General features: G+C 71.5%; 17 protein-coding genes. 6 read left to right on the plus strand and 11 right to left on the minus strand.

Translation table 11 applies throughout. The features are described 5' to 3' along the window. The first annotated feature begins 55 nt into the window (after positions 1–55). The 3 genes from BM286_RS00585 (at position 56) to hisB (ending at position 3,238) form a co-directional block, all read left to right on the plus strand. Positions 56–874, plus strand: coding sequence for a hypothetical protein (locus BM286_RS00585; protein WP_092919410.1), 819 nt, complete (start codon positions 56–58; stop codon positions 872–874). Positions 875–1,462: 588 nt separating this feature from the next. Then, complete coding sequence (gene hisA / locus BM286_RS00590; RefSeq protein WP_092919412.1) at positions 1,463–2,203, plus strand: 1-(5-phosphoribosyl)-5-[(5-phosphoribosylamino)methylideneamino]imidazole-4-carboxamide isomerase; 741 nt, start codon at positions 1,463–1,465, stop codon at positions 2,201–2,203. Between the two features lie 438 nt (positions 2,204–2,641). Further along, positions 2,642–3,238, plus strand: coding sequence for an imidazoleglycerol-phosphate dehydratase HisB (gene hisB, locus BM286_RS00595; RefSeq protein ID WP_092919414.1), 597 nt, complete (start codon positions 2,642–2,644; stop codon positions 3,236–3,238). Positions 3,239–3,280: 42 nt separating this feature from the next. Here hisB and BM286_RS00600 read toward each other — a convergent pair whose 3' ends face one another. After that, entirely contained in the window at positions 3,281–3,502 is a 222-nt protein-coding gene (locus BM286_RS00600) for a hypothetical protein (RefSeq protein ID WP_092919416.1), read from the minus strand. A 104-nt stretch (positions 3,503–3,606) separates the two neighbouring features. Here BM286_RS00600 and BM286_RS00605 point away from each other — a divergent pair, with 104 nt between their 5' ends. Beyond that, complete coding sequence (locus BM286_RS00605; protein WP_092919418.1) at positions 3,607–4,503, plus strand: YkgJ family cysteine cluster protein; 897 nt, start codon at positions 3,607–3,609, stop codon at positions 4,501–4,503. 45 nt (positions 4,504–4,548) lie between these two features. Here BM286_RS00605 and BM286_RS00610 read toward each other — a convergent pair whose 3' ends face one another. The 8 genes from BM286_RS00610 to larE form a co-directional block, all read right to left on the minus strand. Next, positions 4,549–4,836 carry a DUF7861 family protein gene (locus BM286_RS00610; RefSeq protein ID WP_092919420.1) on the minus strand — a complete coding sequence of 96 codons (288 nt, stop codon included), beginning with the start codon at positions 4,834–4,836 and terminating at the stop codon, positions 4,549–4,551. Positions 4,837–4,855: 19 nt separating this feature from the next. After that, positions 4,856–5,569, minus strand: coding sequence for an N-acetyltransferase (locus tag BM286_RS00615; RefSeq protein WP_092919422.1), 714 nt, complete (start codon positions 5,567–5,569; stop codon positions 4,856–4,858). Positions 5,570–5,629: 60 nt separating this feature from the next. Then, entirely contained in the window at positions 5,630–6,796 is a 1,167-nt protein-coding gene (locus tag BM286_RS00620) for a Brp/Blh family beta-carotene 15,15'-dioxygenase (protein ID WP_092919424.1), read from the minus strand. Beyond that, positions 6,789–7,619 (minus strand): lycopene cyclase domain-containing protein, encoded by an 831-nt coding sequence (locus BM286_RS00625; protein WP_092919426.1) that lies wholly within the window; start codon positions 7,617–7,619, stop codon positions 6,789–6,791. Before BM286_RS00625 ends, BM286_RS00620 begins: the two co-directional genes overlap by 8 nt. A 105-nt stretch (positions 7,620–7,724) precedes the next feature. After that, entirely contained in the window at positions 7,725–8,375 is a 651-nt protein-coding gene (serB, locus tag BM286_RS00630; protein ID WP_092919428.1) for a phosphoserine phosphatase SerB, read from the minus strand. Between the two features lie 81 nt (positions 8,376–8,456). Further along, positions 8,457–8,645: a hypothetical protein gene (locus tag BM286_RS00635; protein WP_092919430.1), complete on the minus strand. Its 189-nt coding sequence runs from the start codon at positions 8,643–8,645 to the stop codon at positions 8,457–8,459. An 89-nt stretch (positions 8,646–8,734) separates the two neighbouring features. Continuing rightward, a complete protein-coding gene (locus tag BM286_RS00640) occupies positions 8,735–8,938 on the minus strand; it encodes a hypothetical protein (RefSeq protein ID WP_092919432.1) in 204 nt (67 codons plus the stop codon). Positions 8,939–9,048: 110 nt separating this feature from the next. Next, the gene (gene larE / locus BM286_RS00645; protein ID WP_092919434.1) at positions 9,049–9,972 is read right to left on the minus strand and encodes an ATP-dependent sacrificial sulfur transferase LarE; all 924 of its coding nucleotides are present in this window, start codon (positions 9,970–9,972) and stop codon (positions 9,049–9,051) included. Positions 9,973–10,102: 130 nt separating this feature from the next. On the opposite strand from larE, the gene BM286_RS00650 reads away from it, so the two are divergent. After that, complete coding sequence (locus BM286_RS00650; protein ID WP_092919436.1) at positions 10,103–12,166, plus strand: MutS-related protein; 2,064 nt, start codon at positions 10,103–10,105, stop codon at positions 12,164–12,166. A gap of 53 nt (positions 12,167–12,219) precedes the next feature. Here BM286_RS00650 and BM286_RS00655 read toward each other — a convergent pair whose 3' ends face one another. Continuing rightward, positions 12,220–12,600, minus strand: coding sequence for a RidA family protein (locus tag BM286_RS00655; protein WP_092919438.1), 381 nt, complete (start codon positions 12,598–12,600; stop codon positions 12,220–12,222). Positions 12,601–12,718: 118 nt separating this feature from the next. On the opposite strand from BM286_RS00655, the gene BM286_RS00660 reads away from it, so the two are divergent. Then, positions 12,719–12,976: a hypothetical protein gene (locus tag BM286_RS00660; RefSeq protein ID WP_092919440.1), complete on the plus strand. Its 258-nt coding sequence runs from the start codon at positions 12,719–12,721 to the stop codon at positions 12,974–12,976. 537 nt (positions 12,977–13,513) lie between these two features. Here BM286_RS00660 and uvrA read toward each other — a convergent pair. After that, on the minus strand, positions 13,514–16,465 hold the full coding sequence (uvrA, locus tag BM286_RS00665; protein WP_092919442.1) for an excinuclease ABC subunit UvrA: 2,952 nt from the start codon (positions 16,463–16,465) through the stop codon (positions 13,514–13,516). Between the last annotated feature and the right edge of the window lie 32 nt (positions 16,466–16,497).

A 16,497-nucleotide genomic window follows, 5' to 3' on the forward strand; every position in this document is an offset into this window, starting at 1 on the left:
GACGGACCGCTCGGACCGGCGACATCCATTTACTTCGCGGCGACCACCTCGACCTATGGACGAGAACCTCGGTGCGCGGTCGACGCGGACCACGCGGCGGCGACTGCTCGCCGGCGGCGCGGCGGTCGGGGTCGCCGGACTCGCCGGCTGTCTCGGCGGCCGCGACGGACCGGTGCCGGCCCCCGAGGTGACCAGCGACCGGATCGACGACTGGCGCCAGACAGACGAGTCCGAGAGCACGGTGTTCGAGCAGTCGTACGGACCGGTCACCGTTCGGGCGCGCGAACACACGCGGATCTTCGAGTACGCGCCCGTCGCGGACGCGCTCGCCGAAACGGTCGACGCGTCGGGGTCGCCCGTCGTCTTCTTCGCGACGCGGATCGACCTCCGGCCAGCGATCGATCAGCTCCCGGCCGGCGTCGGCAGGGAGCGGGTGATGAGCCGGGTGGAGACGGCCGCGACGGGCGCCTTCCGCGCGCAGCTCCGGACCGCCGGCATCGAGAGCGTCGCGGTCGTCGACGAGGGGATCACCACCGTCCGGTCCGGCCACACCGCGACCGCGTGGCGGCTGACGGGAGAGTACGCGCTCGACGGCGGGATCCCGCTTCCGACCGGGTCGACCGCCGAGGTGGGGCAGCCCGTCGAGATCGGGGCTCGACTCGGCGTCTGGCACGACGGAACCGACGTCATCGTCGCCGGCGGCGCGTACCCGACCGAGCCGCTCCTCGAGGTCTTCGACGCGGCGCTGCCCGACTCGGTCGACGCGGAGAGTGCGGTGACGCAGATCGCCGACGCCGAGACCGCCGAGGCGCTCGCGACCGACCCCGCCGCATTCGACGAGGACGTCTCGCAGCTGCTCATCTCGGTGGAGTGAGGGGATCGGAGGCTCCGGAATCACCGAGTTCCGTCGAAACTCTATCATTTATAAATGGGGTGCGGTGGCGCGTGCCTCCGAGTGGCCGCCCTCGGCGGCCGCGAGGAGCACGCGCGAGGGAGTCGGCCGACCGGAGGGAGGCCGACGAGGCTGGGGAGGCGTGAGGCTGCGGTCCCGCGAGCGACCGGAGGGAGCGAGCGGGAGTACGGAAGTCGCAGCCCGCGCAGCGAGCGAAGCGAGCGAGCAGGAACGTCTTCCGGCGGTGCGATCGCGGTCGGGTGGGACTCAAAGGGGCAGTCGCGAGGACGCCGTAGGCGACGTAAGCACCGCAGCGAAGGAGCGGTAGCGACTGAGCGAGGAGCGCAGCGAGCGTACGGCGTCCTCGCGACTGGGGCTTTGGCGGTGTTCGCCGTCGATCAGCGGCCACCCACGTACAGCCGAGCGACTGGGGCTTTGGCGGTGGTCGCCGTCGATCAAGTCTCAGCTATTTATAAACGAGCGACTGAGCCTTCGGAGACGTTCGCCGCGCAACCCTCCGTTTCGTCTCGAACCGACCAGTTTAATCGGCGTCCTCGACTCTCGTTCCGTATGAGCGACTTCCCCGAGTTCGAGGTGATCCCCGCCGTCGACGTTCAGGACGGCGAGGTCGTCCAGCTGGTCGGCGGCGAGCGCGGGACGGGCAAGCGCTACGGCGACCCGGTCGCGGCCGCCGAGCGCTGGATCGAGGCGGGCGCCGAGACGCTCCACCTCGTCGACCTCGACGGCGCGTTCGAGGGCGAGCGCGTCAACGCGGCGGCGATCGAGGCGGTCGTCGAGAGCGTCCCGGACGAGACCGGCCTCCAACTGGGCGGCGGCATCCGGACCGCGGAGGGCGCGCGCGACCTCCTCGAGTTGGGCCTCGACCGCGTCATCCTCGGCACCGCGGCGGTTGAGACGCCCGAGATCGTGGGCGAGGTCGACGACACCCACCCCGGAACCGTCGTCGTCAGCCTCGACGCGAAGGACGGCGAGGTCGTGGTGTCGGGGTGGACCGAGGGGACCGGGCTCGACCCCGCCGAGGCCGCGGCGCGCTACGAGGAGCTGGGCGCCGGCGCGATCCTCTTTACGAACGTCGACGTGGAAGGGCAGTTAGAGGGGATCGACCGCGAGGCGGTCGCGAGCGTCGTCGAGGCCGTGGACATACCCGTCATCGCCTCCGGCGGCGTGGCGAGCGTCGAGGACGTTGTCGATTTAAAAGAGGCCGGCGCGGCCGCGGTCGTCGTCGGCACCGCGCTGTACGAGGGCGAGTTCACGCTCCGAGAGGCGCAGAAGGCCGCGGACGAGGGTTAAAAGCGGAGCGCGGGGTCGTCGTCGATCGCTTATAAATAACTGACTTCGGATCATCGGCGAACACCTCCAAAGCCCCAGCCGGGAGGGCGGCGCACGCTCGCTGCGGTCCTCACTCGGTCACTCACTGCGTTCGCTCCCTCATTGCGGTCCTTACGTCGCCTGCGCCGCCCTCCCGGCTGCCCCTTTGAGTCCCGCCTCGCACGGCACCGCAGCCTCACGCCTCCCCAGCCTCGCGGCTCCCTCCGCTTCGCTCCGGTCGCCGCGTCCCTCGCGCGGTGCTCCTCGCGGCCGCCGAGGGCGGCCGCTCGCAGGCACGCGCCACCGCACCGCCTATTTATAAGTACACTCTGAACTCCTCAATCACATCAGCTCCTCTCTCGCGGACTCGAACGCCCTCACACCCGCAACCGACTTACGAATCCCCCGCGACGGGCCCGTATGAGCGAGCACGACCGGACCGCGGCCGTCACCCGCGAGACGAGCGAGACGACGATCGAACTCACCCTCGCGGTCGACGGCGACGGGGAGAGCGAGGTCGACACGGGGATCGGCTTCTACGACCACATGCTGGCGTCGTTCGCCAAACACGGCCTCTTCGACCTCACGGTCCGCTGTGACGGCGACCTCGACATCGACGACCACCACACCGTCGAGGACGTGGCGATCTGCCTCGGCGAGGCGTTCGACGAGGCGCTCGGCGACAAGCGCGGCATTCGGCGATACGCCGACCGCCGCGTTCCCCTCGACGAGGCGGTCGCGAGCGTCGTCGTCGACGTCGCGGGGCGGCCGTACTACGAGTTCTCCGGCGAGTTCTCTCAGGAGTCCGTCGGGGAGTTCACCAGCGTCATGGCCGACCACTTCGCGCTCTCTCTGGCCCACAACGCCGGGCTGACCCTCCACGCGACGGTCGAGACGGGCGACAACGCCCACCACGAGGTCGAGGCGCTGTTCAAGGCGCTGGCGCGTGCGCTCGACGACGCCACCCGCCTCGACGAGCGCCGCAGCGACACGCCGAGCACGAAGGGCGAACTCTGACGCGACGCCCGCGCTCGCGGCGCGCGCCCTCCCGGCGTCCCCTCACTCGGGCGCGGCGAACTCGTTGTACTCCCCGTGGTGGTAGACGAGCTCGCCCTCGTCTTCCAGCTCGTGAAGCAGGTCGAACACCTCGCTGTACCCGCGGTCGCGGTCGTACTCGACCGCGAGCCGCTGGACGAGGATCCCCGGCGTCACCGCCGCGGCCTCGTGTTCCTCGACGATCCGGACCGCGAGCCGTCGGAGCTCCGCCGTTTTCGGATCCATTTCGTGACGCCGTTCGGCCCGCCCCGACAAAACGCTCCGGGCCCGCTCGCATCCCCCGTGCTCCGCCGACCACTTATCACCGCGCGAACCGTTGACACGCTCGCATGGAACTCGACTGCGAGGGTTGCGCCGGCTGCTGCGTCGACTGGCGCCCGCTCGACCCGGCCGCGGCGGGCTCGGACCGCACCGGCCCGCGCCCCCCGCTCGACGACGCCTACGACCTCGTGCCGCTCACCCGCGACGAGGTGGCCCGATTCGTCGACGACGGCCTCGCTGACACTCTGGTACCCCGACTCTTCGAACCCGCCGAGCGCGACGACAGCGTCCGGATCGACGGGACCGACCTCGCCGCCGTCGACGGTCGACCCGTCTTCGTCGTCGGCCTCCGGAACCCACCCAAGCCGGTCGCGCCGATCGGCACCGACGAGCCGCGCTGGCTCGACGCGTGCGTCTTCCTCGACCCGACGACGCTCCAGTGCCGGATCCACGACACCGACCGCTATCCGCGAACCTGTGCGAGCTACCCCGGGCACACCCTCGAGCTCGGCGCCGAGACGGAGTGCGAGCGCGTCGAGGCCGCCGGCGGCGGCGACCGGCTCCTCGACGACGCGCCGCCCGCTGACCTCCCAGCGCCGGCGTTCGGCCCGCAGGCGCTCGGCGCGACCGTCTTCGCCTATCCCGACCCCGACGACCTCGACGGCGTCGTCGCCCGTCTCCGCGACGGGGCGGGGACCGCCGCCGACCGCGCCCGCTTCGCCGGCGCCGCCGTCGGCTCCCGCCCCGGGTCGCTGTCGGTGACCCGCGAACGCATGGCCGAGGCCCGGGAATGCGCCCGCGAGGCCGACTCGTGGGTCGGCCGAGCGATCGAGGCGTGGACCGAGCGCGCCGGCGCCGACGGCGATCGCGTCGCCCTCGACCGCGACGCGCGCGACCGGCTCGTCCGTGAGACGGAAGACGACGCCGGCGCGCCGGGCACGCCGGGGTGGAGTTCTGAGGGATGAACGCCGACCGCGGGAGGGGGGACCGCGACCGTTCGCCTCCTCCCTTCACCCGCCCCGCTTCCGGTACCAGACGCGCTCGCCGACCGGCGACTCGCCCTCTCCGATCGGGAGCCGGCTCACGAACAGGTCCCTGACGGCGAACGTGATCACCAGTTCGACGGGCGCGGCGTCGGACTCGGCAGCGTCTCGCTCGCCGCCGGCGTCGCCCGACGCGACCGGCCGCACCGTCACGACGCAGTGGCCGTCGCGCTTCCCTATCGACTCGACGACGCCGACGGACCACCGGTCGACCCGATGCGCCGGCTCCCGGGCGTGAACGCGGTCGTGGTTCACGCCGGCCTCCGTGCGTCGGTCACGACGTCCCCGCTTCCGCGTCGTCCTCGTCGCCCGCGACCCGTCGCACCGCGAGCGCCCCCTCGCAGACGCACTCGCCCTCGCACTTCGGACACTCCTCGGCGGATCGCTCGATCGGGTCGCGGTGGACCGTCTCGTACCCGTGCGCGTCGAACAGTTTCTCCGGCGAGTCGTCGCCGCCGTGGTACCACGAGTCCGCGAGGAACAGGTCGACGCCGCGCGCCGCGCCGACCGCGTGTAGCCGTTCGAGCAGTCGGCTCCCGATCCCCCGACCGGTCGCCGCCTCGCCGACGTATCCCATCTCGAGGTGGCCGTACCGGTCGGCCGCGGGGAGCAGATCGCGGTCGTCGAAGAAGTACATCTCGTCGGCGAGCTCGGCCGGGTCCGCGAACTCGCGGAGCGCCATCACGCCGCAGACCGCGTCGCCGCGGTCGCCCTCGCTACGGTCGTCGCCCGACTCGGCCACGTTCGCGTCGCCGCCCGACTCGGCCACGTTCGCGTCATCGCCCGACTCGGCCACGTTCGCGTCGTCGCCCGACTCGGCCACGTTCGCGTCGTCGCCCGACTCGACCGCGACCAGCACGTGGTACGTCGGGTCGTCGAGTCCGAGGTCGACGCCGTAGGTGCTTCCCTCGCTGAAGTGAGCGGTGATCAGCTCCTCCAGCGGCTCGGCGTCGCCCGGCCGCGGGTCTCGGATCGCGAACTCCGTCATCTACCGGACGGACGCCGCGGCGGAGCAAGAGCGGTTCGGTGTCGGAAGCGGGGGTCCCCGTCAGCTCCCGGCGCCCGGCCGCCAGACCTCCTGCCGTCGGTCGAGCCACGCCACGACGACGACGTGCGGCAGCGTCATCGCGGCGATAGCGACGAGCGACACGGCCAGCAGGTCGCCGGGCGCCGCCACGCCGGCCGGGACGCTCGCGCCGACCGCGCCGACCACGAGGAACCCCCCGAGCGTGAGCGGCGCGGCGTCGCGACCGAAGCGTGCGAGCGCTCCGACGGCATCGCCGGCCGACGCCGCGCTCGCGGCCCCGGGATCGACGAGGACGAGGCGCCCGACGTGCCGGAGCGCGTGCCACAGCGCGAAGTACACCCCGATCGCGAACACCGGCGCCGCGAGCAGGAACCACGCCCACAGCACCGCGAGCTCGCCGACGTCGCGCCGCCAGCCGCCGGGGTCACGCCGCGAGCCGTCGGGACCCCGGCCGCTTCGGACCCGCCGGTAGCCGAGGGCGACCGACGCCAGCGTCGCGGCCGCCATCCCGAGGCCGACCGCGAACCGGACCTCGGGGACGAACAGCGGGGCGACCGCGCTCGTGGCCGCGCCCGAGTCGACGAGGAACAGCCCGACGATCCACTCGGCCACCAGCCGGTACTCCTCGGGGTGCGCGAGGAGGGGAACCCCCATCGGGAGCCCGCCCCGGACGACGAGGGCCAGCCACCGCTCCGCCGACGAGGGCAGGTGTTCGACGCCGGCGATCGCGAGCGTCGCCACGTCGCCCTGTCCCCAGTGGAGCCACGTGAGCGCGATGAAGCCGACGAACGCCGCGACGGGCGCGACGAAGAACGCCGCGACGACCGCCCCGCCGAGGACCGCGTAGACGACCGAGACGACCGCGATCGACCGCCGGAGCGACACGCCCGGCGCGGCTCGGAGCGGGACGAGGTGGTCGACCGCGCCGTGCGCCATCCCGACGGCGAGGGTACCGAGCGCGAACGTCGCGACGCCGACTTCGACCGGAAACAGGGGGGTCACGGCACCGATCGGCAGCAGCGCGGCCAACGCCAGCGCCGGGCGACGCGCGAACCAGCGGTCGACCCGCTCGGCCGCGGACTCGGGTTCGGTCTGCGCGTCCGCGGGGGTCGCTCCGGCGTCGCGCTCGCGGGCCGCCGCGGAACGGGACTCGCTCGCGTCCGTCGACGCCGCCGGCGCCTCAGTCATCGACCACGTCGGGGTCCGGGTCGGCCGGCGCGTCCGGACCGGGGACGTCGCGCTCGGTTCTCCCGGACGGCGCCGGTTCCGCGGTCTCCCGCCGCCGGTCGTTCCAGTCGAGGACCCACTCGAACAAGACGAGGCCGTTGATCGTCATCACTCCCGCGGCGACGAAGAACAGCATCTCCTCTATCGGAAGTCCGAGGACCGTGATCCCGCTCGTCAGCTCCGGCGACAAGTACCAGGTCCCCATCCCGATCGCGATCCGGTCGGCGACCCAGAAGTACGCTGCCGGGACCAGCGTCGCCGTGACCCACAGCCGAGGCGTGCGCGCGAGGTACCCCCCGCCCACGCTCCACTGGAGCGCGAGAACCGGCCCGACCCACGCGATCAGCCCGCCGAGATACAGGAACGAGGGGTCGAGCCGGACGAGCGTCAGCCCGATCGGCACCATCGCGAGGCCGACGGCGACCCCGGCGGCCCGCGGCGCGCGGTCGAAGTCTCCCTCCCGGAACGTCGGGTCGAAGCCGATCCGGTGGAGCGCGAGCGCGACGACGACCGTCTGTACCGTGAAGAAGAGGTACTCCCCCAGCGGGATCGACAGCGCCCGCGCGACGACGGCGCCGTCGGCGTATCCCCACGCCCCCCGTCGGATCATGTAGCTGATCCACGGCGTGGTGTAGGCGTACGCGATGGCGACCAGGATCGCGATCCCGACCGCCGCGCGCCGACGCCGCGTCGGTTCGTACCGGGGCGCGAGGTACCACAGGAGCGCGAGGACCGGGAGACTGAAGACGAGATGGAACTGGAGATACGTCAGCGTCGGCAGCATCGACTCACCCCAACGAAGACGCTCATACCTTCGCTTACGCTCCGTTTCTCTTTAACCCTTCAGCCGAACGTCGTCAGGTACCGCCGGACCGAACGCGTTCGGGCGTCACTCGTCCGCCGCGAGGACGCCGTGCGCCGCCAGCACCTTCCCGAGCCGATACATGGACGCGACGACCGAGTCGCAGACGGGTCGCACCGCGGACTTCGGGACGAAGCCGACAGCGAGCCCCGCGACCTCCAGCATCGGAAGGTCGTTCGCGCCGTCACCGACCGCGACCGTCTCCGTCATCGGCACCCCGACCTCGGCCGCGAGGTCGGCCAGCGCGTCGTCTTTCGTTCCCTCGATGAGCGGTCCCTCGGCCTCGCCGGTGAGCGCCCCGTCCGGTCCGGTCGGTAATCGATTCGCGACGATCGTGTCGACCGCGACGCCCTCCCGGGCGAGCGCCGCCTCGACGCCGTGCTCGAACCCGCCGGTGAGCACGGCGACGTGGTGGCCCTCCTCCCGCAGGCGCTCGATGAGGCGCGCGGCGCCGGGCCGGATCCGGACCGCGTCGAACGCGTCGGCGACGTCCGCCGCCGAAAGCCCTTCGAGCAGCGCCGCGCGCTGATAGAGGCTCTCGGCGTAGCTGAGCTCGTCGTTCATCGCCCGCTCGGTGATCTCGGCGACCTCGTCGGCGACGCCGGCCCGCTCGGCGAGCAGGACCGTCATCTCGGAGTCGGAGAGTGTCCCGTCGAAGTCGAACGCGATGAGACTCATGACGTCCGTTCGTCGCGGCGGGGCCTTGAAGCGCGCGGTCGGCCGCGACGTCGTCGGGACGGCGCCCTCCGAAGCGCCCCCTTACGGCCGCTCGCCGCGGTACTCGACGTAGGTGACCTCCTCCGCACACCAGGAACACCCGCACTCGCTGTAGTAGCCGCTCCGCCCGGTGAGCCGATCGGGGTGAGTGATCTCGATGCCGCGCTGGAACCGCTCCGCGAGCTCGTGGTAGCGGTCACACTCTTCCCAGAACGACGCCGCAGCGTCCATCACGTGCGACCACGAGAAGCTCGTATTTGAACGTTTCTCCGAAATCAACCCGCTCAGCCCCGTTGTAACCCCTTCCCACGCCGATCCCGTCACTCGCCCTCCGCGTCGGCGAGGAACTCCACGTCGCCGGCGATGACCGCGCTCGCGATGACGCCGACGCCGACGGCGGTCGCGACTCCGAGGGTCGTCAGCGTCACCGAGATCGCGGACCCGCCGACCGCGACGCCGACGAACGCCCCGACGGACCCGCCGACGCCGCCGGCGATCACCGCGAGCGTCTGGGCCTCTCGCATAGGTGTCGATTCAGTAACACGGGTTATAAGCGTTCCTCCCGGGTTCTCTCGGGTGATAACGCCGTCGCGGCGGGCGAGGAGAACGCGAAACGCGGCTCCGCCCGCCCGTCTCAGCGCGGGTACTGCCGGCCGATGTCGAGGCCGTCTCCCGCCGACTCCGCCTCCGCGGACGCGTCCCCTTCCTCCTCGCCGCCCGGACTCACGCTCCCGGTCCGGTAGCCCGCCATGTCGAGGGTGACGTACTCGAAGCCGAGGTCTGTGAGGTGTTCGTGGACGGCGTCGGCGAAGGCGGGGTCGAGCGCGCGCTCCAGTTCCTCCGGCGCGATCTCGACGCGCGCGAGGCCGTCGTGGTCGCGGACGCGGAACCCCGAAAAGCCCCACTCGCGGAGCACGCGCTCGGCCTTCTCGACGCGGGTCAGGCGCTCCTCGGTCACCTCCAGCCCGGTCGGGATCCGCGAGGAGAGACACGCCATCGAGGGTTTGTCGGCCACGGAGAGGCCGTAGGACTCCGCGATCGCGCGGACTTCGTCCTTCGTGATCCCCGCGTCGAGCAGCGGCGAGAACACGTCGAGCTCCTCGACCGCGCGGAGCCCGGGCCGGTGTCCCTCGCCCGGGTCGTCCGCGTTCGTCCCGTCGCAGACGGTGTCGATGCCGAGTTCCCTGGCCGTCTCGTACATCCGGCCGAGCCGCATCGTCCGGCAGTGGTAACAGCGGTCGCCGTCGTTGGCGACGAAGTTCGGGTCGTCCAACTCGGAGAACGTCACCGTCTCGTGAGCGATTCCGATCTCCTCGGCCACTCGCCTCGCGTCGTCGAGTTCGGCGGCCGGGAGCGTCTCGCTTCGGGCGGTACACGCCACGGCGTCGTCGCCGAGCGCGTCCGCCGCCAAGGCGGCCACCACCGCGGAGTCGACCCCGCCCGAGAACGCGACGAGGACCCCGTCGCGCTCGCCGAGCGCGTCGCGGGCCGCCGCCGCTTTCGCCGCCGTCTCGGAGGCGAGCGACCCGTCGCCGACGCCTCGCGCCGTCTGGCTCATGGCCGGCGTTGGCGGCGGGCGCGAAAAAGGGCGTCGCACGCGGAATCGACCCGGCCGGTCGCGCCCCGCCGCGCCGGACCCCGGGAGCGACCCGCACGCTTTACACCGTTGCCGCGATACCGGCGAGTAGATGCAGCTGGAGGCGATCCCCGGCGTCGGCGCCAAGACGGCCGCGGCCTTACGCGAACTGGACGACCCGGCCGCGACCGTCGAGTCCGGCGACGTGGCCGCCATCGCCCGCGCGCCGGGCGTCAACGAGGCCCGCGCGGCCCGCATCGCCCGCGGGGCGATCCGCCGCCGCCACGGCGACGACGGGCGCGTGCTGGCCACCGACCGCGCCCGCGAACTGTACCGGGAGGCGATAGACCTGCTGCGCGAGCGCACCGTCACCGACTACGCGGCGAAGCGACTGGAGACCTTCTACCCGAGCGCGTCCGCCTCGCGGATCGCGGAGGCGCAGGCGTTCGCGGCCGACGCGACGGACCGCGATCCCGACCCGGCGGTCCGCGAGGCGCTCGCGGACTGCGCGCCCCTGTCGGACCCCCCGACCGTCCGCGTCCGCGACCGGTGCCTCGCGACCGCCGACGCCGAGACGCTCGCGCGCGCCGAGTCGGCCGTCCCCGAGCTCTCCGTCGAGACCGTCGAGGACGCGCGCGACATTTCCGAGCTCGGCCGGTCGTACGCCTCCGTGATCGTCTTAGACGAGTCGTTCGCCGGGCTCGACGTGGAGGGCGACGTGAGCGTGCGGCCGGACGCCCTCGAAACTCCCGCCGAAACCGTCCCCGAGCGCCTGCTCGCGTTCTTCGCCGAGAACCGCGAGCGGCTGGAGGCGGCCGCGGCAGTCCACGAGGCGGCCGCGGCGGCCGGCGACCCGGTCTCTGGCGGCGACTCGGCCGAAGAGGGCGACTCCGACGCCGGCCCTCCGGTCGACCTCGACCGCCTGCGCGACGCGCTCTCGCGGCTCGACGACGACGGCACCATCGCCGGCGACGCGGAGTTAGACCGGCTGACCGGCGCCGTCGACGACCTCGACGCCGCGGTGTCGACGGCGGCCTCGGTCGCCGACGACCGGCTGCGCGAGGCGATCCGCGAGCGCGACGTCACCATCGAGGGGACCGACTTCCTCTCCTTAGTCGAACAGGGCGCCCGCGTCGACTCGCTGCTCGACCGCGAGCTGGCCGACGAGTACGACGCGGCGGTCGACGCCGCCCGCGAGCACCTCGCCGACGCGCTCCGCTTGGAGCCCGAGGAGGCGGAGCTGGCCGACCGCGTCTTCGGCGGCGACCCCTCTTTCCCGGTCGAGCACGACGAGAGCGCGGTCTCGCGGCTCCGGACCGAGCTCTCCGCGGCCCGCGACCGCCGCGCGGCGAAGCTGAAGGCCGACCTCGCGAGCGACCTCGGCGACCTCCGCGAGCCGGTCGAGGCGCTCGTGCGCGACGCCTTGGAGCTCGACGTCGAGCTGGCGATCGCGCGGTTCGCCCGCGACTTCGACTGTACGATTCCCGAGGTGGTCGGGCCGGAGAGAGGCGACGCCGAGGCCGGCGGCGACGCGGTCGCGGGCTTCCGCATCGAGGGCGGCCGCTCCCCGCTGCTCGACGTCGACTTCGCGGACGTCGAGCCGGTCGACTACGCCGTCTCGGGCGCGACGCTCCTGTCGGGGGTCAACTCCGGCGGGAAGACCTCCACGCTCGACCTGGTCGCCCTGGTCGTCGTCCTCGCGCAGATGGGCATGCCCGTGCCCGCCGAGTCGGCGACCGTCGAGCGCTTCGAGGAGGTCCACTACTACGCGAAGTCGCAGGGGACCCTCGACGCGGGCGCGTTCGAGGCGACGCTCCGCGACTTCGGCGACCTCGTCGACGGCGCGGACGGCCGGCTCGTCCTCGTCGACGAGCTGGAGTCGATCACCGAGCCGGGCGCCTCCGCGAAGATCATCGCCGGCATCTTGGAGGCGCTCGACGACCAAGACGCGACCGCCGTCTTCGTCTCCCATTTGGCCCGCGAGATCCGCGACGCCGCGGACTTCGAGGTCGCGGTCGACGGCATCGAGGCCGCGGGGCTCGTCGACGGCGAGCTGCGGGTGAACCGCTCGCCGAAGAAGGGTCACCTCGCGCGGTCGACGCCGGAGCTCATCGTCGAGAAGCTCGCGGACGACCGCGGCGGCGAGTTCTACGGCGACCTGTTGGAGAAGTTCTGAGGGGCGGCTCGTCGGCGCCGACCCTACTCGCCGTCGTCGTCGGTTCGGTCGGCTCAGTCGCCGTCGAGCTCCGCGGTGACCGTGATCTCGACGTCGAGCGGCGCGGGGAGCCGAGACACCTCGACGCAGGTTCTCGCCGGGTACGGCTCCGAGAGGAACGCCCGGTACGCCTCGTTGACCGCGTCGTAGTCGCCCATGTCGGTGAGGTAGACGGTCGCCGACACGATCGCGTCCGGGGTCGTCCCGGCCGCCTCCAGGATCGCGGCGACGTTTTCGAGCGTCTGCGTCGTCTGTTCGGCGACCGACTCGGGGGCCTCGCCGGTGTCGGGGTCCACGCCCGTCTTCCCCGAGACGTGGACCGTGTCGCCGGAGACGATCCCCTGTGAGTACGGACCGAGGGCCTCCGGCACGTCGTCCGTCGTGATTTCTCGCATTGCTCGGAGGACGACGCGCCGCGGTATCAAGATGCGGGTCGCAGGGGTCACCCCGACCGCTCCGGACGCTCTTCGCCCCGCCGACATATTCATACAGGCTCGGTCGGAATCGAGCCGTATGCCAGCCGTGTCCCCGTTCGGCGTCCTCCTCTTCGCGGCGCAGGTCGGCGTCGGCGCTCAGGTGTCTCGCTCGCTTTCGACCACCGGCCGCGCTCGTCGCGCCGCGGTCGGGCTCGCGGTCGCGGTGCTCGGACTGTTGGTCCTGTTCCGCTTCGGCGCCGTCGCGGCGCTCACGGCCGACCTGATCGCGCTCCTCGTCGTTGCGAGCGCGACGGGATCGTCCGGTCGCCGCCCGACCGCAGGGTGTCCTTTATAAGTTAGACCGTGGTGTCGCTGTCGGCTGTTTATAAACGACCGACGCTGCTGGGGTGCCGGTATCCAAAGCCTCAGCCGCTCGTTTATAAATAGCTGCTAGCAAGCCCACGGACGACGCCTCCAAAGCCCCAGTCGCGAGGGCTCGGTGCGGTCGCTGCGGTCCTCGTCGGTCGCTGCCGCTCCCTCCCTGCGGTACTTGCGTCGCCTATGTCGGCCTCGCGGCTGCCCCTTTGAGTCCCACCCGCACCGCTCCGCACCTCACTCCTCCCCAGCCTCGCCGCTCACGCTTCGCGGCTGCGCCGCTCGCGTTCGCGGCGTCCCTCGCGGGCTGGCTCGCGGCCGCCGGTGGCGGCCGCTCGCAGGCGCGCCACCGCACTTTCTTTTTATAAGCGCTCGTCGCCGTCGCTCACGGCTATTTAAATACTACATTGCGGCCGCCGATCCGCGATACTTCCTCTCGCTATCGCTCGACGACCGGAAATATCAGTTGTGTCTCCGTTCGATCCGAGGCGCGGAACCCCGCCGAAGCGCTCCTGCCTCAGTCGTCGTCCGCCACCGCGGGCTTCCGGCGGTCGTCGCGGGGGCCGTCGAGGTCGACCTTCGGGAGCATGTCCCGGAGGTAGCGCCCGGTGTGAGACGCCTCCTCGCGGGCGATCTCCTCGGGGGTGCCGCTGGCGACCAGCTCGCCGCCGCCGTCGCCGCCCTCGGGACCGAGGTCGATCACGCGGTCGGCGTTCTTCACGAGGTCGAGTTCGTGCTCGATGACGACCACGGTGTTGCCGGCGTCGACGAGCCGGTGGAGCACGTCGATCAGCTTGCGCTCGTCCTCCTTGTGGAGCCCCGTCGTCGGCTCGTCGAGGAGGTACAGCGTGTCGCCGGTCGCGCGCTTGCCCAGCTCCTCGGCGAGCTTCACGCGCTGGGCCTCGCCGCCCGAGAGGGTCGTCGAGGGCTGGCCCAGCTCCATGTAGCCGAGCCCGACGTCTTTCAGCAGCTTCAGCCGCCGTTCGAGCCCGCGGTGGCTCTCGAAGAACTCGTGGGCCTCCGTGACGCTCATGTCGAGCACGTCGGCGATGGTCTTCCCCTTGTACTCCACGTCGAGCGTCTCGTCGTTGTAACGCGAGCCGCCGCACTCCTCGCAGGGGACGTACACGTCGGAGAGGAAGTTCATCTCGATCTTGACGGTGCCCTGTCCGCCGCACTCCTCGCAGCGCCCGCCCTTCACGTTGAACGAGAAGCGGCCCTTCTCGTAGCCGCGGCGCTTCGAGAGCTTCGTCTCCGCGAACAGCTCGCGGACGTGGTCGAACACGTCGGTGTACGTCGCGGGGTTCGAGCGCGGCGTCCGCCCGATCGGCGACTGGTCGATCAGCCGCACGGTCTCCACCTCGTCGAGCCCCTCGATCGCGTCGTGCTCGCCGGGGTCGACCGAGGTGTTGTCGTTCATCTCGCGGGCGAGTCCCTTGTAGAGGATGTCGTTGACGAGCGTCGACTTCCCGGAGCCGGAGACGCCGGTGACGGTCGTCAGCGTGCCGAGCGGGATCGGCACGTCGAGGTCCTTCAGGTTGTGCTGGCGGGCCCCTCGAACCGTCAGCTCCCCGTCCGGCTCGCGGCGCTCGTCGGGCACCGGAATCTCCTTCCGGCCCGCGAGGTAGTCGGCGGTCACCGACTCGTCGGCCGCGACCACCTCGTCGAAGTCGCCCTGCGCGACCACCTCGCCGCCGCGCTTGCCGGGGCCGGGGCCCATGTCGATGATCTCGTCGGCGCGCCGCATCGTCTCCTCGTCGTGTTCGACGACGATGAGGGTGTTGCCCAGGTCCCGGAGCCCTTCGAGCGTGTCGAGCAGGCGGTCGTTGTCGCGCTGGTGGAGCCCGATGGAGGGCTCGTCGAGGACGTAGAGGACGCCCACCAGCCCGGAGCCGACCTGCGTGGCGAGCCGGATGCGCTGGCTCTCGCCGCCCGACAGCGTCGACGCCTCGCGGTCGAGCGTGAGGTACTCCAAGCCGACCTCCTCCATGAAGCCGAGCCGCGCGCGGATCTCCTTGAGGATCTCCTCGGCGATCGTCGTCTCGCGCTCGTTCAGTTCCGCTTCCATCCCCTCGAAGTGCTCGCGAGCCTCCGCGATCGACAGCTCGTTCACCTCGGTGATGGCGGTGCCCGCGACGAGGACGTGCCGCGACTGCTCCTTCAGGCGCGTCCCCTCGCACTCGGGACACGTCGTCACGGCCATGTACTCCTCGATGTGGTCGCGGGCGCGCTCGGAGTCGGTCTCCACGTGGCGGCGCTCTAAGTTGGGGATGACCCCCTCGAACCGCTCCGTCTTCTCGCGGGTGCCGTTCTTCGTGGTCCACTCGAAGTGGACGACGTCGTCGGTGCCGTAGAGGAACTGCCGCCGGATCGACTCGTCGAGCTCCTCGAACGGCGCGTCGAGGTCGACGCCGAAGTGCTCCGCGACGTTGTCGAGCTGGCGCGAGTAGTAGGTGCGGTCGTAGCTCCACGGCTCGAACACGTGCTTGAGGGGTTTCGAGGGGTCCTCGACCACGAGCTCCTCGTCGACCTCCTTCGTCGAGCCGATTCCCTCGCACTCGGGACAGGCGCCGTACGGGCTGTTGAAGGAGAACGAGCGCGTCTCGATCGCGGAGAACTGGACGTCGGTGTTGGGGTTGCCGAGCTCCTCGGAGAACTCCACGACGAGCCGGTCGTCGCCGTCGGCGTCGGCCGCGAGCGACCCCGTCGAGCGCGCGTTCGACGCGAACGGCACGTCCTCCGGCGGGTCGGGGACGATCAGCTTGAGGGCGCCGTCGGCCTCCTCGAGGGCGGTCTCGACGGAGTCGGTGATCCGCGAGCGCGCGTCCGGGGCGACCCGCACGCGGTCGACGATCACGTCGATCGTGTGGTCGTAGTTCTCGTCCAGGTCCGGGTCGTCCAAGGTCAGGTCGACCGGTTCGCCGTCGACCTCGACGCGGCTGTACCCCTCGCTCACGAGCTCCTCGAAGAGGTCCTCGAACGCGCCCTTCTGGTCGCGGACGACCGGCGCGGCGACCTTCGCGCGGGTGCCCTCGTGGAGCTCGAGGATCTGGTTCACCATGTCCTGGGCGGACTGCTCGCCCACCTCCTCGCCGGTGACGGGGTCGTACTGGGTGCCGATCCGGGCGTACAAAAGGCGGAGGTAGTCGTGGAGCTCGGTGACGGTCCCCACCGTCGACCGGGGGTTGTTCGCGGCGTTCTTCTGGTCGATCGAGATCGCGGGCGAGAGCCCCTCGACGGACTCCACCTGCGGCTTGTCCATCTGTCCGAGGAAGTTGCGGGCGTACGCGGACAGCGACTCGATGTAGCGGCGCTGCCCCTCGGCGTAGACGGTGTCGAACGCGAGCGACGACTTCCCCGACCCCGAGAGCCCGGTGACGACGGTGAACTCCTCCCGCGGAATCCGGACGTCGAGGTCCTTGAGGTTGTGTTCCTCGGCGCCGCGGACCTCGATGTACTCCTTGCTCATTTCACTCCTCCGTTGCGGGCGCGCGCGGGAAT

It is taken from the genome of Halorubrum sodomense (genome assembly GCF_900111935.1).
Classification (GTDB): domain Archaea; phylum Halobacteriota; class Halobacteria; order Halobacteriales; family Haloferacaceae; genus Halorubrum; species Halorubrum sodomense.